The sequence below is a fragment of the Bacillus cereus group sp. N11 genome (assembly GCF_016483605.1).
GTDB lineage: Bacteria > Bacillota > Bacilli > Bacillales > Bacillaceae_G > Bacillus_A > Bacillus_A toyonensis.
The window spans coordinates 74,346-91,616 of sequence record NZ_JAEHBN010000002.1 but is presented as its reverse complement, the minus strand read 5'-3'; the positions used below and the strand labels follow the sequence as shown (position 1 = coordinate 91,616).

Below are 17,271 nucleotides of genomic sequence, written 5' to 3'. Positions count from 1 at the left end.
GTTTTTATAACAAGCTACGAATTGCTTAGTTTACTAGCTCTCTTGTTTTACGGACTTATCTTTTATCGGAATTTTTAATTCTTGACCTGCACTCACTTCATCTTCTTCTAAGTTATTATACTTTTTAATAACTTCAATCCCACTTTCATCTGAAAAATATTGCTTCGCTATACTTTCTAAAGTTTCTCCCTTTTTCACAGTATGCGTTACCACCTTCTCAGATTGTTTCTGAGTTTCAGATTTGGCTGAATCAAAAAAAATTACTTCAAACGCACTTTTACCAGCATTACTACTATCACTTTTCACCTGAATATATTTATCCGTATACCATAAAATACTAATTGGTAGTAATATGAATAGACACGTTAATACTCGGACAAAAATGTGATTCATTTTAAACTTTTGCTTTTTCTCTTTATTTCTATGAAGTTCACTTCGCGGCGGTAAACTTTCATCTTCTTCCACTTGCTCAACTTCTAATTCCTCTTCAAAATCAGGAATTCGTTTCCTCATGTTGTTCACCACCACCTTCCATTTATTTTCTTAGTTGGAGTCCCATTATAAAATCAACAAGAAAGTGTGCAAAGATTGTTATAAATAAATTCCCTGTCCATTCAAATACATAACCAAAGACAAAACTAATAAAACATACGAAACAAAACAAAAATGGCTTTGTTATATACCGAATATGTAAGACTGCAAATACTAAACTTGCTATTATAATTCCGAAATGAGTCTGCATTACACCTCTAAATAAAAATTCTTCTGCAAAGCCAATAACGAACGTAATAACGAGTAAATGCATAACTGACATTCCTTGAAACATCTTATCGTTAATACCACCATCATCAAACCAAGACTCTGGAAATACTCGCATTGCAACATAATCTAATAACACAATACCAATCGCTAATAAACTACCTACTATAAGTATTCGTACAGGTTCCCACTTCCAAAGACTAAAAACTTCTTTTGTATCTCGAAATAATATATATGCTAGCAAACAACCAATACCAATAATAATTAGCTGTGTTATATACAGATTCAGCCTTATTTCTTTCGGACTCATATCTTCAACATTATGCCTTTGAATGTTCATCATTCCTCCATCTTCTCTAGGCCGAAAAGCTTTTGTAACTCTGTTTCCCAATTATAGTCGAAATCGGATTGTTGCGCTCGTCTTTTTTTATACTCCGTTTTTGTAATACCACAATAATCGCAGCAATTTTTCAACTCTGTCTCTTTTCTATAACCGAACTGTTGAAGTACATATTCACGCCTACATCCTTTAACTTGTATCCATGACTTCATGTTTTCTAGCTCACTATATTTATTACGCAATCTTATTTCTACTTCAGCTATTAATCTGTTCATGATTTCATCTGACAAGCTCTCTAATATTAGTTTTCGCCGTTGTATGATCCCAAGCCGTTCGAGATGATAGCGGATGAAACGCCAATATTGTTCATTAAATCTTGCTGCATTATAACAAATTTCTTCTACATCTTCTATTGGTAATTCTTTCGTTTGAAACATTCTTTCTTGTAGTAAAGAAAATAAAAATTGTATTTGCGACTTACTTGGCAATTCATCTTCAATAATTGAAATTGGCAAATCGTGATCCAACGGACTACATAATAAAAAGGCTATACTCGGTTCGCCATCTCTTCCAGCTCTTCCGATTTCTTGTAAGTAGGAAGCTATATTAGTCGGATAATGGAAATGAATAATATATCTCGTATTCGACTTATTTACTCCCATACCAAAAGCACTTGTGCATATTACAATTTGCAATTGGTCATTCATAAATTGCTGTTGAATTAACATACGCTCTTCATGTTCCATACCACCATGATAAAAAGCCACACCAGTACAGCCTTTTCCTCTTAAATATTCCGTTAAACGTTCTGTCCATGCTCTACTTGAACAATATACAATCCCTGGCCCCTGTAAATACATCACATGTTCCAAAAGTGCTTCTTTCTTCTCTTCTATCGTCTCTACAAATTGCACTTCCATTGCAATATTTGGACGATCAATAGAGTATGCATGCTGCGAGACATTCTTTAAACTTAAACTCTCTGCTATATCTTGCAGTACATCCTTTGTCGCTGTCGCTGTTAATGCTAGTACCGTAGGAGATCCAATGTTCTCGATTACTACGTTTAATTTTTTATAATCCGGTCTAAAATCATACCCCCACTGCGAAATACAATGGGCCTCATCCACAACAAACATTGAAATATGAATTTTCTTCAATTCTCTTATTAATAAATCCGATTGCAACATTTCTGGAGACACAAAAATAAATTTATAAAAAGCCAATTTTTTCATCGCTTCTCTTTTTTCACTTAATGTCCGAAAACTATTAAATGCAATCACTCGATTTTTCACAACATACTTTAATTGTGTAACTTGATCTTCCATTAAAGATAATAGTGGTGATACAACAAGCACTGTTCCTTCTTGCATTAGCCCTGGGAGTTGATAGCACATAGATTTCCCTCTTCCAGTCGGAAGCATCGCTATAACATCTTTTCCTTCTAATAAGTCTGTAATAACTTCTTTTTGTCCTTGACGAAATTCAGAATATCCAAACCACTTATATAAATATTCCTCAAGTTTCATTTATACCCTCCATCCGTGCCAATACAAGACGGACTTCAAAATAAGATATCTCTTCCCCAACCGCTTGTTTCAAGACACGTAACTTACGTGTTTGTAATGTCTCAATTACTTCTTTTACTTTATCTATTTTGTCTTTCTCCATAAACATCTCAATTGAAAATTCTTTTTCTCGTAAAGCGATTTCTACAAAATGATCTTCTATCGTTGCAACCTTCAAATTCCGAATTGTTGCTATTTCTTCCAGAAAGCGTCCTTGTCTCCAAAGATTATATGTTTTTTTCGTAGATATGCTAAATAAATCAGCCTTCTCATTTGGATAAGATATAATTTCAGCTAATAACGGAAACTCACTTTCTTTATTACGAACTTCTTGAATAATGAAATGAATTGTACCCCAAAATAAAAAATACACTCGAAATACATCTTGTTTCGTAATTTCTGCTAATTGTTGCAACGTACAACCGATGCGTTTATAGCCCGTTAAGCGATATGTTACGATTGTCGCCTCTAATGGTTTATTTTTTTGTAAAAGAGTATACATCTCCTTCCACAACCTTTTAGCCAATTCACTTCTCATATATGGTATTCCAGTGAGAAAACGTTTCACCCACATCATTATTTCTGTATCTTGCTGAATTGGAATAAATTTCGTATTCACCTGTTGTAAATTCGAAATGGTTTGAACGATTAATGATAATCTCTTCCAAAACGTTTCACCTATCTCACCATAGTGTAAACCATGTAAACACGTCGGAAAAGCAAAGTCATCTTTCCATTTGTTTAATTGCATGTTACCAGCAGTCGTTACTACGTATGTATTTTCATGTATAGATTGAACTAAATCCGTTTGTACCAACTTTGCAACTTCTTGATCATAATCAGCTCTATTCAAAGATTTATAAATCCCAAACAAAAAAGAAATTTGAAACATATTCCCATCTTGTAATGTTTGCGATGACCTCTTTCCTTTTAATAAATAATAAATAGAAGAAACGGTCCTTTCGCCATTCAATTGTTTTAAACAATACAATAAAGTATATTGTAGTTGCATTACCGCTTCCCCTTTCCAATTTAACTTAATTCTTTTTCAATATGATTACAACGTCTACTGTTACTCATTAACCTTATCATATCGGTACCATATGCTTGTACATACTCTATTGTACCAAACGAAATAACATTTACATATTTTGAAAATCTTATGACATAATTCAAAAATAAGTTGACACTCTAATTGATAAGCATTATCATTATAATTTTATGTTGAAAAGTTTTACAAACCGTTTTACAATAAGGTTATAATTTTTATGGCGAGCTTTTCACATACATATTATCAGGAGGGAAAAAAGATGGCAAAATATACAATCGTTGATAAAGATACTTGTATCGCATGTGGTGCTTGCGGCGCTGCTGCACCAGACATTTATGACTATGATGATGAAGGTATTGCATTTGTAACATTAGATGATAACCAAGGTATCGTTGAAATTCCAGATGTATTAATTGAAGATATGATGGACGCATTCGAAGGTTGTCCAACTGACTCAATTAAAGTTGCTGACGAATCATTTGACGGCGACGCTTTAAAATTCGAATAGTCTTTTATTAACTTCAAAAAATGCCCCTCATATTGATGAGGGGCATTTTTTGTTCCCTATTTTCATTCTACTTAACAAAAAACCATTAGTAGTTTCACACTACTAATGGTTTTATTTTATATGTTATGCATTTTTCATTTTTGCAAACACCCATACTTTCAGGCGTGAGAATAATGCTACAAATACAATTGTTACTACAATTCCTTTAATTAAATTAAACGGTAAGATCGCTGTTACAACAGTCGTTCTTATAGCCTCACTAGACATAGCAGGTGCATTTAAAAACCAAGTGTAAGCTGGGAATATGATGATATAGTTTAATACACTCATAATTAGCGCCATTGTAATTGTCCCTAACATTAGTCCTGTCGTTAAACTCTTTACAGTACGATACTTTCTAAATAAGAAAGCTGCTGGTCCAATAAATAAACATCCTGCAATAAAGTTTGCAATTTCTCCAACTGGTACTCCTATTAAACTTCCTTGAATCCCGTAATGTAAAATATTCTTTATTCCCTCTACAATTATCCCCGCAATTGGTCCAAAAATAATTGCAGCAATTAGAGCTGGCACATCACTAAAATCAATTTTTAAAAATGGCGGAAGCCCTGGGAACGGGAAATCCAACATCATTAGTAAATATGCAATACTACTTAGCATTGCTACACTCACCATCTGTACTACACTGTTTTTTTGTTTCATCGTTCTCTCTCCTTTTCCATCGATCATCTCATGGAAAGTGGAAAGGTTCTGCTATGCCTATTTTTTCATAGAATGAAAAAACCCTTTGTGTTTTACACAAAGGGAGAATTTAAGGCACATCAAACAGACGTTCAAATTCCTATCTTTTTTGAACGCTTGAACCTCCATCTTCTCCCATCCAGACTATACTGTCGGCTTTGGAATCACACCAAATCCTGCCTTAACGGCTCGCGGGCTTAGAACGAAATCATAAATAGTTCATCACCGCCGGTCGGGATTTTCACCCTGCCCCGAAGATAGACCGATATTCTATTTTCCCCTTCATTATACAACAACCTAATAACATTGTGAACTAAAAAATTGTAACTTATTTAAAATTAGTTATTTATTTTTTATAACCTATTAATAATTGCAAAATATTTTACAATACACCCCATATTTTTTATTATTAGGCATTTCTCTTTTGAATTCCCTAGTCATATATAATGAAAAGTGATAAGATGTTGAATTGTTAAGATAAGAACATTTTCTGAGTTATGGAGGAAATGTCATGAAGAAAGATAAAAGACACTCTATTCGAGAAGCAATGAAAAAAAACTTAAGAAAAGAATACTTTTACTTAAAAAAAGAATTACTTTTCTACTGTCCAATTGATTTAGGCACATTCTCAAGCGAGACATACTATGCTGCTTTCGATGAAGATGGCATCAGTATTTATCAGTATGATAAAAAAACAGAAAGTAAATTAAAATTGTGCGAGCGTCATCCATGGAAGAGTTGGAATAAAGTGAAGGTTGATCACTATTTGACAACTTCTCAATTTATTTTTCAAGGTGAGCGTAACTGGATATTATCCCTTTTCCAAAAAGGAAAAGAAGCTCAAAAAATTATCGAAGAGCATACATCTTTACAAACAGAAGTTGTTTCTCGCTCTTTCTTAAAAAAACTTCCTGGTTTTCGTTCTAATACACCGTTGAATAAATACATCGGCAGCATTTGTTACACTGCACTTATTGCATTTTTATTAAAATGGATGATTCCATTTCAAGCACCACAAATCGCCCTGTACTCTCTTTCGATTGGTTGTATGCTTCTTGGCTTACTTTGTTTGACAATCGGTTTAATTGAACCGACTATTGTACTGTTTCGAACAAAAGAAAAAACAAGAACAAAAGTTTTTTACTTATATAGCTACTTAGCTATTTCTGGATTTATATGTGTCTTTATTTTTTGGTAAAAGAAGAGCTAGTTAAACTAGCTCTTCTTTACTTTACGTATAATTGTTGATTTGGATAAATTCGCTCTTGCTGCAATCCATTTTTTGCTTTTATTTCCTTAAGTGTCATACTAAATTTCCGTGCAATATTAACTAAAGTATCCCCTTTTTGTACGACATATAATGAGGAAGAAACAACTTCATTTCTTTGTTCATTTAAAACAAGTAATGGATTCATTGCATTCTTTTTCGCCATCGTCCATCTTCCTTGATGAAGTTCTAAATGTAAATGTGCACCTCGTGATTCTCCTGTGTTTCCTACTTCTCCAATTATTTCTCCTTTTGAAATATAATCCCCTTGAACTACGTGTCTCTTATTTAAATGTGCATACACAGCCTCATATTCTCCATGTTTAATAAATACAACGTTCCCATAACTATTTGAATAATAAGACTTTGTCACCTTACCATCTTGAATAGCTGCCACAGGTGCTCCGATCGGTGCAGCTATATCAATACCGTAGTGTTTTCCATGCCTTGTCCCAAAATAATCACTTATCTGTCCTTCCACAGGCCATGTCCATCGATTTTCTTCTGCGTAAACATGTAATTGAGATAAAAACAGTACAGTCAATAACATGACGCTACATTTTAACACTTTCATATACATCCTCCGTTTTCTAATTACCACCATACCTTCTCTATTTTGGTATATTACAGAAAAAAGTATACAAAAAAAGAAAGTGAATTACTCCACTTCCTTCTCTTTCTTATCACGAAAAACTAATGCGCTACGGTTATACTCCACATCTTTTACTTGTAATCGAGTATTTATTACTCTAGCTACTGCAAACAAATAATCAGATAATCTATTTACATACTTTAGAACAACTTCATTTATTTCCACTTCTTTTTTCAACGACACGATAGAGCGCTCTGCTCTTCTTACAACAGTACGTGCAATATGAATAGTAGCCGATGCCTCGCTACCACCTGGTAAAATAAAGCGTTCTAATGGTGGCGCTTCTTCTATATACAAATCAATCCTTCTTTCTAAGCTTTCGACCATTTCGATCGTTACTTTATAAGGGATTTTCTCCTCCACTATCGCCAAATCTCCCCCGCAATCAAATAGTTCATGTTGAATATTTTCAAGTTCATTGTAAATATCTCCAAATGCCCCGCCTTGTAGCTTAGTCATCGCATATCCAATATGAGAATTCGCCTCATCTATCGTGCCATATGCTTCTACACGAATATTATCTTTATCCACCCTGCCACCTATTACACTTGTTTTCCCTTTATCTCCTGTTTTCGTATATAATTTCATTTCTTCACAGCACCTCTCTCGTTATTCTTAATTCGACTAAGATAGAAAAAAGTTCTACTATAATTTATTTAATTGATTTTACAAAAAAATAAAAAACAGTAGAACTTTATTTATTATTAACTTTAAAAACATATATCTAAATTATACGATTCGGCAAATATACAGAGAATGTAGTTCCTTCTCCAACAACACTTGAGACAGAAATTTTCCCATCATGGCCTTGAACAATATTTTTAGCAATCGCAAGCCCGAGTCCTGTTCCACCCTTTTTCCCGCGTGTTCTTGCTTTATCAGCTTTGTAAAAACGATCAAACAAGAATGGAATATCTTCTTCTGGAATACCAGCACCTGAATCTTGCACTTCGAAAGTAAGACCATTATTTTCCGTATGAATTACAAGTGCAACATGTCCACCTGCATTCGTATGACGAATTGCATTATCAATTAAATTCGTCAACACCTGTTCCATGCGGTCTGCATCAAACGGATATTGTTCAATTGGACTTTGGAAATCTACTGTTAGTTCAACTTCTTTATCCTTTGCAATCCCTTGGAATTTACGGCCAATCTTTTCGACAAATGGATGAATATCTACTTCACCAATATGTAACTCTACGTGGCCACTTTCCATACGAGCTAAATCTAATAATTCATTTACAAGTTTACCTAAACGAACGGATTCATCATAAATGATTTGAACAAACTCATTAATTTCCTCTTTCGTTTGCACAATATCATCTAAAATCGCTTCACTATACCCTTGAAGCATGACCATTGGTGTACGAAGTTCATGTGATACATTGGCAATAAAGTCTTGACGCATCTTCTCAAGACGGCGTTCTTCCGTCATATCACGCAACACTGCTACAGCCCCACGAATTTTCGTTTGATTGTAAAGCGGCGTCATAAGAACTACGTAGTTACCTTTTTGCAAATTAATTTCAACAACTTGTTGTTGCTCACTTTCTACAACGCGATGGAATAGTTCCACAAGTTCAGAAGGTAGTTTTTTACTTAGCTCTATCTCTTTTTCTTCTTGCCAAACTTGTAAGAAATTTTCAGCCGGTGGATTAATAACTACGACTTCACCTTCTTGATTTAACGTAATAACTCCATCTGCCATACTACTCAAAATACTAGCTAACTGTTCTTTTTCTTGCTGCAAAGCATTCATATTAAACTTCAACTGTTTACCCATTTGATTTAAGGCCGTTGCAAGCTCACCAATTTCATCCTGAGATACCATAGGGGCCTTTGCATCAAACTTCCCACGTGCCACCTCAAAAGCAACCTCACGCATTTTACGAAGCGGTGCGGTAATTCGAGTAGATAAGAAGAACGCAAAGAAGGTTGTTAATATAATCGCAATCCCAGCCGATAAGAAAATAAAATCAGTCGTTCTCTCCATACCTTGTATTGGTACTTGTAAAGATTCATATACGAACACTGCACTTTGATTTTTTGATTGCACCGGTTTTCCGACAATCATAATATCATTTTCAGTATTTTTATTCTTCCTACTATTAGAAGCTTTTCTTATGTTGTTTTTAATTTCTTTTTTATCTTTAAAAACAGCAGCTAATTCTTTATCTTCTTTTAAATCATCTATTGTTAGCGTAACTAATCCTTCTTGTTTCGGAGAAGATGAAATCTCCTTACCATCTTCTACAATAATGATTCTTGAAAGTGGGTCAGAGAATTTATACGCGATATTCTCAATCGTTTTTACATCAGCACCTTCTTCAATTAACTCTGAAACACTTGTTGCAACTTTCTGAAGCCTAGCTTCACTCATATCAACATAATACGTTCTAAAAAACTGTGAAAGTAAAATCGCAACAAATCCAAGAACAAACGAAACGAGAAGTAATATGGTCATCCATAACTTCCCTACTACACTTCTCCAAAGCATCAGTCGTTCACAACCTCAAACTTGTAACCTACGCCCCAAACGGTAACAATCATCTTCGCAGCATCTGGTGATTTTTTACTTAATTTCTCACGTAAACGCTTTACATGCGTATCCACTGTACGTAAATCTCCGAAGAATTCATATTGCCATACTTCTTTCAACAATTGCTCTCGATCGAATACCTTATCAGGAGCTTTCGCTAAGAATAATAGTAATTCATATTCTTTCGGCGTTAAGTTCACTTCATTACCATCTGCAGTAACACGATGTGCATCGTTATCAATTGTTAAGTGCGGGAACACAGTAACATCTTTCGTCGTTGTATCTTGTGTAAAGAATGTTGTTGGTACAGCACGACGTAACACCGCTTTCACACGAAGCACTACTTCACGTGGGCTAAATGGTTTTACAATATAATCATCCGTTCCAACTTCAAATCCTTGTACCCGATTTACTTCTTCACCTTTTGCCGTCAACATAATAATTGGTGTCGCTTTTTTCTCACGAACCCCTTTGCACACTTCGATACCATCTTTACCAGGCATCATAAGATCCAATAAGATTAAATCATAATCATTTTGCAACGCCATTTCTAAAGCTGTATCACCATTATCTGCTTCCTCAATTGTGTATTGCTCTCTTTCTAAGTACATTTTCAATAAACGACGAATGCGATCCTCATCGTCTACAATTAAAATTCTAAATTCATTTTCCATTTCTACCCGCTGCATATTTTCACATCAGCGGTTCACACCTACCCTTCTACACTATTATGTTGCGCTATTCTCGGTTATTTAAGCACTCCTCTAAATGTTTCACTTCCCACTATTATGCTTCACAAGAATAATAAAGTTTGTTCAATTTTTTTCCAAAACTATGTATTTTATTTGAACAGTATATTATGTCCTCGACATCATTTTACAAAATCAACCGCTACTTTGTCATGTTTTTCTCAAAAAAGAAGAAAATTTGACAAAAATAAAATAGGAAAGTGACATACACTCTCCTATTTTATTTCTCTATGCATATGAATGTAAACCCGCAATGATTAAGTTCACTACAATAAAGTTAAACATAATGATCGCAAAACCAATTACTGCAAGCCACGCTGATTTTTCCCCATGCCATCCTTTAGATAATCGTAAATGTAATACTGCCGCATAAAAGAGCCACGTTATAAGTGCCCAAACCTCTTTCGGATCCCACCCCCAAAAACGCGTCCATGCTATTTGAGCCCAAATCATCGCAAAAATTAGCGCACCTAATGTGAAAACTGGGAATCCAATTGCAATAGATCGATATCCAATTTCATCTAATAAATCACTATTCGTATTCTTTACTAGTGGCTGAAGTGCCGCTGATACTCGTTTACGTAAAACAAGTCTTAATACAACATAAAGTAGTGTTCCAACTATTACTGACCAAATAACAGTATTTAATTTTTTCGCATTTACAATCGCTGGAACTTCGACTGTCGGTTCTAATTTATTTTCTGTCAGTAACTTCCCTTCATGTGGTCCAACTAAAGCTGGGAGATTATACTTCATCTCGACTTGTTGTTCATTTTTATCAATCCATTGAAACTTAGCTTCATATTTCATACTGGAGAATACTGTCGTTACCGCAATAAATCCAACTGTACAAACAAGTGTGAACACTACCGTTTCTAACCAAAATGTACGTTTACTTCTCGTTGATTGATCTACATTTTTCAATAAATACATAACGCCCGTAATAAAACTAATTGCTAAAATTGCTTGTCCTGCTGCTGCAGTCGTCACGTGAATGTGTAACCAGTTACTTTTTAAAGATGGGATAAGCGGGGATATTTCCCTCGGGAACATACTTGCATAGGCAATTAATAAAAGAGCAACTGGTAATGCAAATAGTCCAATTATACTTACGCGGTACATAAAATACATTACAATAAATGCTCCGACAAGCATCATACCGAAAAACGTACCGAATTCGAAAAAGTTACTAACTGGCGCATGACCTGATGCAATCCACCTTGTAACAAAATATACTGTTTGTGCTATAAATCCTAAAATTGTAATCGTTATTCCTACATTTGCCCATTTATGACCCTTTTCTTTAATTGCTCCCCCAAAAAATAGAGTTGCTATTAAATATAAAATAAATGCGGTAAAGAGAAAGTTACTACTTATTTGCACCATATCGTTTCCCCACCTTAACTAATTTTTTTATCAATTACTTTATCATTTGGCTGTGGAATTGCTGTACCTTCTAGTATTCTTTCAATATCTTTCTTTAAACCGAACCAATTTTTATTCGTATGTCCTGCAATCCACCATTCATCATTAACACGTTGTATCCAAATACGGCGATGATTCCAATACATACCTTGAATGACACCAACCATAAATATAAATCCTCCAATACCAAGAATCCAAAGCGTTAAATCTTTCCTAACCGTTAGAGCTGTCGCATTTTGCATTTCAACACCTGCAAATGACATTTTATATTTGTTGTTTCCATCTGCTTCTATATTTTGCTGAATACCAACGAAACTCACTTCACCATCTGGCGTCTCAGGCGTAAACATTTTAAATACGAATGCAGGGTTGTTTGGTAATTTTGTTTTTGTATTCGGTTTTCCATTCTCATCAAAATAAAAATCTGGAAAATAGCTTAATAGTTCTAAAGAATAACCATTTCCTAAATCGTATTTTTCTGTTGGATTCGCTAAATCTACTTTAATTGGTCCCCACTTTTGATTATTTTCTTTGTTTTGCAAGTGGAAGGACATACTTTTAAATTCACTTTCTTTATAATCCACTTGATACACTGCAAATTGATCAAATTTCAATGGCTCATTCACGCGAATTTCCGCTTCTTTTACTTTTTCTAATTTCGGTTTTTGCCCTGCTATATTTTCGCCTACCGCTTTATATAATACTGCATTCGTTTGGAAGTTTTTCGCAATCATTTTATCCCCAACACGGTCTATCGCTTCATCAAAAACTTCCTTATCCTTACTTTTATCATAAACTTCTTTTATAAACTTCTCATTTTTTAAATAGTATTGACCATCCGTCCCTGGTACTTCTTTCGTTTCACCATCACGTAACCAAAGAGCTTCGTCTACGTACATACTCGGTAAAAAACGAAGCATCGCACCGAATAAAAAGATAATAAGGCCGATATGATTTACATATGGACCCCAACGTGAGAAACGTCCCTTTTCCGCTAAAACGTTTCCGTCTTCCACTTTCACGTTATAGTTTCTTTTCTTTAAATTCTTTTGCACTCTTTCCAAGTCACCATCTTGCGGAGTACCAGTCCCGTATAATCTTTGTCTCTTTAAAAAGCTAGGATGTCTTTTTACCCCTTGTTTTTTTAAAGCTTTATAAAGGGGAATAACACGGTCTAAACTACATATCACAAGTGAAGTACCGATAGAAGCAATTAAAATCATGTACCACCATGAACCGTATAAATTATTAAATCCTAATTGATAGTATAATTGCCCTAAAAATCCGTATTCCTGTTTATAATATTCAGCTGGTGCAATTCCTGGCGTTATGTACATTTCTTGCGGAAAAATTGTTCCTATCGCTGATGCAGCTAAAGTTATTACGATTAGCCATACACCTACTTTTACAGAAGAGAAAAAGCTCCAAATTTTATCGACTATCGTTTTTGTTTGCGTGAGAGATCTCCGCGCACTCCCCTCATAGCGCATATCCAATAGTTTTACATTTTCATTGCTTTCAAATGGTTTCCCACAAGCTTCACAAAAAATGGTTCCTATCGGATTAACATGTCCACACTCACATTTAATTTCTTTCAACACTCTCACCGCCCCTGTATCTATATGTACTATTGTATATTCTAACCTCAAGTTACCGCAATACTCAGAATTTTTAAATCAGAGGCGCTATAGACATGCACCTCTTATGTAAAGGCTTTCTTTATTACGGAGTAATTTTCTTTAAATAGCCTTCTAACTGTTCTTTCGTTTGTTCACCTATAATTTGCTCCACTACTTTTCCATCTTTATCAATCAAAAAGCTTGTCGGTAATGGACCTACTCCATATGTGCCTATGATTTTTGTTCCTTTATCAATGGCAACTGGGAATTTCAAATCATATTGTTTCACAAAGTTCTTAACAGCAATATCTGTTTCATCTGCATCTAACGCAATAATTTCAACGCCTTTTTCTTTATACTTTGGATATAATTCATTCATATAAGGCATTTCTTTTTCACAAGGTTTACACCAAGTTCCCCAAAAGTTTAAAAATACACCTTTACCCTTTAAGTCCTTTAATTCAATTTTCTTTCCTTCCAAATCCGTCACAACAAAATTAGGTGCTTCTTTCCCAATTTGCATTTTCTCTTTATCAGTGAAAAACCCTTGATAAAGGGTAAATCCTACAGCACCGCTTAAAATGAGCAGAATGATAACACGAAATAATAAGCGATTTTTCTTCATCTTGTCTCCCCTCTCCTCGGTAAATGGTATGTATTCTTTTCTGTAAATATTATATTGAATAAATCACCAGCAGAGCACTCCACTGGTGAAATTTTAACTCTATAGCTTATCTTGGCTTTGTAGATGCAAGCGCGCGTAATTGTTTTACCTCATGTGGTGTCAATTCTCTTGCATCACCAGGTCGCAAACTACCCACTTCTAAAAAGGCATAACGTTCACGTTTTAATTTCACTACTTTACAGTCTAACGCTTCAAACATACGACGTACTTGACGGTTACGGCCTTCGTGAATTGTTAATTGTACAATCGCCATCTCTTTACGCTTGTCCCAAGAAATAATTTTCACATTTGCTGGTGCTGTCTTCCCGTCTTCTAATGTAACACCTCGTTCTAACATGCGAATTTTCTCACCTGTTAATGGCCCTTTTATTTTTGCAACATATGTTTTTTCAACTTTATATCTCGGGTGCATTAATACATTAGCGAAGTCCCCATCGTTTGTCATTAATAATACGCCAGACGTATCATAATCTAAGCGTCCGATTGGGAATAAACGTTGTGTAATTTCAGGGAAAAAGTCTGTTACAACATTTCTTCCTTTATCATCTGATACACTTGAAATTACGCCAGTTGGTTTATATAGTAAAAAATAAACAGGTTCTTCTTTTTCAAGAGGGATGTTATTTACTTCTACTTTATCTTGAGGAGTTACTTTTGTTCCTAACTCCTTCACTATTTTTCCATTAACTTTCACTTTTCCTTGCTGAATTAATTCCTCAGCCTTTCTTCTCGATGCAATACCTGCTTGTGCAATCACTTTTTGTAATCGTTCCATTTCTTTTTTTCACCTCGAATTTATCTTACCTTACATTAGAAAGACTTGGCAACCGCATACGTTTTACGACTGTTCGCCTCGTCTCACTTAAACAACATAGCGATGATATTAAACATATAAAGGGCAAATCATGTTTTTATCCTTTATTATTGTCCATATTTTTCATATTTCTCACAATAAAAGTTCATCATTTTGTCAAAAATACTGCATAAAAAAACCACTATTAAGCTACACCTTAATAGTGGTCGTATACGTATTATAAGCGAAATAGCCTAAAAAATGAATAGTATTACTGAAACAATAAAGAAACAAACACAATTGAGCAAATAATCCCGATTAAATCTGCAAAAAGGCCTACTTTTAATGCATCCCCCATTTTTCTAATCCCAACAGCTCCGAAGTATACTGTTAAAATATAAAAAGTCGTATCTGTACTCCCTTGCATCGTAGAAGCTAATCTCCCAATAAACGAATCTGGTCCATATGTTGCAATTAAATCAGTCGTAATACTTAAACCAGCAGAACCCGAAATTGGACGTATAAGCGCAAGTGGAACGATTTCTGCTGGGACATGAATTAAATCTAACATCGGCTTCATTACAGATATCATCGCATCTAAAGCACCTGATGCCCGAAAAATAGAAATGGATACAAGCATTCCAACCATAAACGGTAAAATGGAAACTGCAATTTGAATCCCTTCTTTTCCTCCCTCAACGAACGATTCATACGTTGGGACTTTCTTTATCGTGCCATATAAAAGGATAAAACCAATTACACAAGGGATTACCCATAATGAAATTGTATTTACAATACTCATTTTTTCCGCCCCTTTCTACTCCTTCTTCGGTAAAAATAGCGGTCAATCCAAATTGCCCCAATCATAGAGAGCACTTGTGCAATGAATGTTACCCCAACAATTTCAGTAGGATTTGCTGATTCATAAGTCATTCGAATCGAAATGACGGTAGTAGGAATTAAAGTAATAGCTGATGTATTTAATGCTAGAAACGTCACCATAGAGCGACTGGCCGAATCCTTCCCTCCATTTAATTCTTTCAGTTGTTCCATCGCTTTAATACCAAGAGGGGTTGCTGCATTACCTAGTCCAAAAAAGTTCGCCATCATATTCGATAGAATAAATCCCATTGACGGATGATCCTTCGGTATTTCTGGAAACAACCTTTTTACTATCGGCATAAAAAGTGTAACTAACTTTTTTAACAACCCTGCTTCCTCTGCAATTTTCATTAAGCCAAGCCAAAATACTAAAACGCTAATAAGCCCTATGCAAATCGTTACCGCATCTTTTGACCCGTCAAATACAGCTTTCGTTACTTCTTCCATCGTTCCGTTTATCATGGCATACACAATCCCTATGACCGCCATCGCTGCCCAGACGAGATTAACCATCGTTCCCAACACCTATCATGTAAGAAAAAATTTCCTTCACATTGTTCCAGTACATACCCGTTGCAGCTACTAACTTCCGTTTACTATAAAATAAATTCCGTTCTCCGACTTTTTCATTACCAACATAAATGTCTGTCTTCCCAACCTTTACTCCATCCGTAAGTTTTGCACTTTTATCGAGTTCAACTTTTAATACTACGTTCTTTTTTTCTTCTTCAGTTAACGGTACCGAAAAACTATTTTTCGTATAAACATGATTGGCATATTTCTTTTCATTTATTTCAGCAAGCGCTCCTTGTCCTAAAACTTTTGTTTGCTTAAAACGTTCAAACCCTTTGTCAAATAGATTCATATGATCATCCCAATCACTAGAAGCACTCAAAGTCACGACAATTAAATCTAGTCCATCTTTTGATGCCGTTGTAACAAGCGTTCGTCCTGCTTTTTTCGTAAAACCTGTTTTCCCACCTGTTGCAAATTCATAATAGGATGTCACAAGCTTATGTTTATTTTTCCACGGATAATCCCATGAATTTGATTTATACGTTTTTGTGCCAAAAATTTTCTTAAAGGTCTCGTTCCCCATTGCATATTTCGTTAACAGTGCCATATCATAAGCCGAAGAATAATGAGAGCCATCTCCATCCAAACCATGAGGATTTGAGAAGTGAGTATCTTTCATTCCAATTTGTTTCGCCTTTTCATTCATTAAATATACGAACCCCTCTATACTCCCTCCTACATTTTCAGCAATTACTTGCGCTGCGTCATTACCTGATCTAAGCATAAGTCCGTATACTAAATCCTCTAGCTTCACTTTTTGTCCAGGTTTTAAATAAATCGCCGATCCTTCCACCCTGACTGCTTCATTACTAACTGATACCATTTCTTTCATTTTTCCTGATTCAGCAGCTAACAAGGCTGTCATAATTTTTGTTATACTAGCAATTTTTTGTGGCTCATGTTCTGCTTTTCCGTATAATACACGACCAGAACTTTGCTCCATTAATACAGCATTTCGAGCGCTAACATTACTGTTCATCTTTGCATATGTAGGAATCAGCATAACGCTTGCGTACATAATAAGAAGCGTAATGATTACACAAATTCGTCTCATATTTCCCCCCACGTCCTTTTGGCACTTTTTGTACAAGTGTATGCTTGGCCTTTTAAAATA

Annotated in this window: 18 protein-coding genes and 1 riboswitch; of the genes, 2 read left to right on the top strand and 16 right to left on the bottom strand. The window is 35.0% G+C overall.

Translation table 11 applies throughout. From position 1 onward, the window contains the following. Positions 1-33: 33 nt before the first annotated feature. From JDS98_RS04260 to JDS98_RS04245, 4 genes are read right to left on the bottom strand one after another with little or no spacing between them, the layout of a single operon-like run. On the bottom strand, positions 34-513 hold the full coding sequence (locus JDS98_RS04260) for a LysM peptidoglycan-binding domain-containing protein (protein ID WP_001231536.1): 480 nt from the start codon (positions 511-513) through the stop codon (positions 34-36). 22 nt (positions 514-535) lie between these two features. After that, entirely contained in the window at positions 536-1,099 is a 564-nt protein-coding gene (locus JDS98_RS04255; RefSeq protein WP_001025774.1) for a CPBP family intramembrane glutamic endopeptidase, read from the bottom strand. Further along, the gene (locus tag JDS98_RS04250) at positions 1,099-2,628 is read right to left on the bottom strand and encodes a RecQ family ATP-dependent DNA helicase (RefSeq protein ID WP_000762984.1); all 1,530 of its coding nucleotides are present in this window, start codon (positions 2,626-2,628) and stop codon (positions 1,099-1,101) included. The genes JDS98_RS04255 and JDS98_RS04250 overlap by 1 nt, the downstream gene beginning before the upstream one ends. Further along, positions 2,618-3,679, bottom strand: a complete 1,062-nt coding sequence (locus tag JDS98_RS04245) for a YpbB family protein (RefSeq protein ID WP_001176982.1) — start codon at positions 3,677-3,679, stop codon at positions 2,618-2,620. The genes JDS98_RS04250 and JDS98_RS04245 overlap by 11 nt, the downstream gene beginning before the upstream one ends. 298 nt (positions 3,680-3,977) lie before the next feature. On the opposite strand from JDS98_RS04245, the gene JDS98_RS04240 reads away from it, so the two are divergent. Continuing rightward, positions 3,978-4,226, top strand: coding sequence for a ferredoxin (locus tag JDS98_RS04240; RefSeq protein ID WP_001151993.1), 249 nt, complete (start codon positions 3,978-3,980; stop codon positions 4,224-4,226). Positions 4,227-4,349: 123 nt separating this feature from the next. Here JDS98_RS04240 and JDS98_RS04235 read toward each other — a convergent pair whose 3' ends face one another. Beyond that, positions 4,350-4,928, bottom strand: a complete 579-nt coding sequence (locus JDS98_RS04235; RefSeq protein ID WP_199633587.1) for an ECF transporter S component — start codon at positions 4,926-4,928, stop codon at positions 4,350-4,352. A gap of 162 nt (positions 4,929-5,090) precedes the next feature. Continuing rightward, positions 5,091-5,230, bottom strand: a riboswitch (FMN riboswitch). Positions 5,231-5,478: 248 nt separating this feature from the next. On the opposite strand from JDS98_RS04235, the gene JDS98_RS04230 reads away from it, so the two are divergent. Then, on the top strand, positions 5,479-6,165 hold the full coding sequence (locus tag JDS98_RS04230) for a hypothetical protein (RefSeq protein WP_000710843.1): 687 nt from the start codon (positions 5,479-5,481) through the stop codon (positions 6,163-6,165). Positions 6,166-6,193: 28 nt separating this feature from the next. On the opposite strand, the gene JDS98_RS04225 is transcribed toward JDS98_RS04230, so the two are convergent. The 11 genes from JDS98_RS04225 to dacB form a co-directional block, all read right to left on the bottom strand. Continuing rightward, the gene (locus JDS98_RS04225; protein ID WP_000866132.1) at positions 6,194-6,808 is read right to left on the bottom strand and encodes a peptidoglycan DD-metalloendopeptidase family protein; all 615 of its coding nucleotides are present in this window, start codon (positions 6,806-6,808) and stop codon (positions 6,194-6,196) included. An 84-nt stretch (positions 6,809-6,892) separates the two neighbouring features. Continuing rightward, positions 6,893-7,474, bottom strand: a complete 582-nt coding sequence (locus tag JDS98_RS04220; RefSeq protein WP_000781255.1) for a cob(I)yrinic acid a,c-diamide adenosyltransferase — start codon at positions 7,472-7,474, stop codon at positions 6,893-6,895. Between the two features lie 136 nt (positions 7,475-7,610). Next, a complete protein-coding gene (gene resE / locus JDS98_RS04215; protein WP_000964658.1) occupies positions 7,611-9,386 on the bottom strand; it encodes a sensor histidine kinase ResE in 1,776 nt (591 codons plus the stop codon). After that, on the bottom strand, positions 9,386-10,102 hold the full coding sequence (resD, locus tag JDS98_RS04210) for a DNA-binding response regulator ResD (RefSeq protein ID WP_000426665.1): 717 nt from the start codon (positions 10,100-10,102) through the stop codon (positions 9,386-9,388). The genes resE and resD overlap by 1 nt, the downstream gene beginning before the upstream one ends. A 303-nt stretch (positions 10,103-10,405) precedes the next feature. Then, complete coding sequence (gene resC / locus JDS98_RS04205; RefSeq protein ID WP_000250078.1) at positions 10,406-11,563, bottom strand: cytochrome c biogenesis protein ResC; 1,158 nt, start codon at positions 11,561-11,563, stop codon at positions 10,406-10,408. Positions 11,564-11,577: 14 nt separating this feature from the next. Next, entirely contained in the window at positions 11,578-13,203 is a 1,626-nt protein-coding gene (resB, locus tag JDS98_RS04200; RefSeq protein WP_000910514.1) for a cytochrome c biogenesis protein ResB, read from the bottom strand. 121 nt (positions 13,204-13,324) lie between these two features. Beyond that, the gene (gene resA, locus JDS98_RS04195; protein WP_000742208.1) at positions 13,325-13,846 is read right to left on the bottom strand and encodes a thiol-disulfide oxidoreductase ResA; all 522 of its coding nucleotides are present in this window, start codon (positions 13,844-13,846) and stop codon (positions 13,325-13,327) included. Positions 13,847-13,952: 106 nt separating this feature from the next. Further along, entirely contained in the window at positions 13,953-14,681 is a 729-nt protein-coding gene (rluB, locus tag JDS98_RS04190) for a 23S rRNA pseudouridine(2605) synthase RluB (protein WP_000440550.1), read from the bottom strand. Positions 14,682-14,970: 289 nt separating this feature from the next. After that, entirely contained in the window at positions 14,971-15,501 is a 531-nt protein-coding gene (gene spmB / locus JDS98_RS04185) for a spore maturation protein SpmB (protein ID WP_000029515.1), read from the bottom strand. Continuing rightward, entirely contained in the window at positions 15,498-16,094 is a 597-nt protein-coding gene (gene spmA / locus JDS98_RS04180; protein ID WP_000247802.1) for a spore maturation protein SpmA, read from the bottom strand. Before spmA ends, spmB begins: the two co-directional genes overlap by 4 nt. Next, positions 16,087-17,211, bottom strand: coding sequence for a D-alanyl-D-alanine carboxypeptidase DacB (gene dacB, locus JDS98_RS04175; protein WP_098911353.1), 1,125 nt, complete (start codon positions 17,209-17,211; stop codon positions 16,087-16,089). The genes spmA and dacB overlap by 8 nt, the downstream gene beginning before the upstream one ends. Between the last annotated feature and the right edge of the window lie 60 nt (positions 17,212-17,271).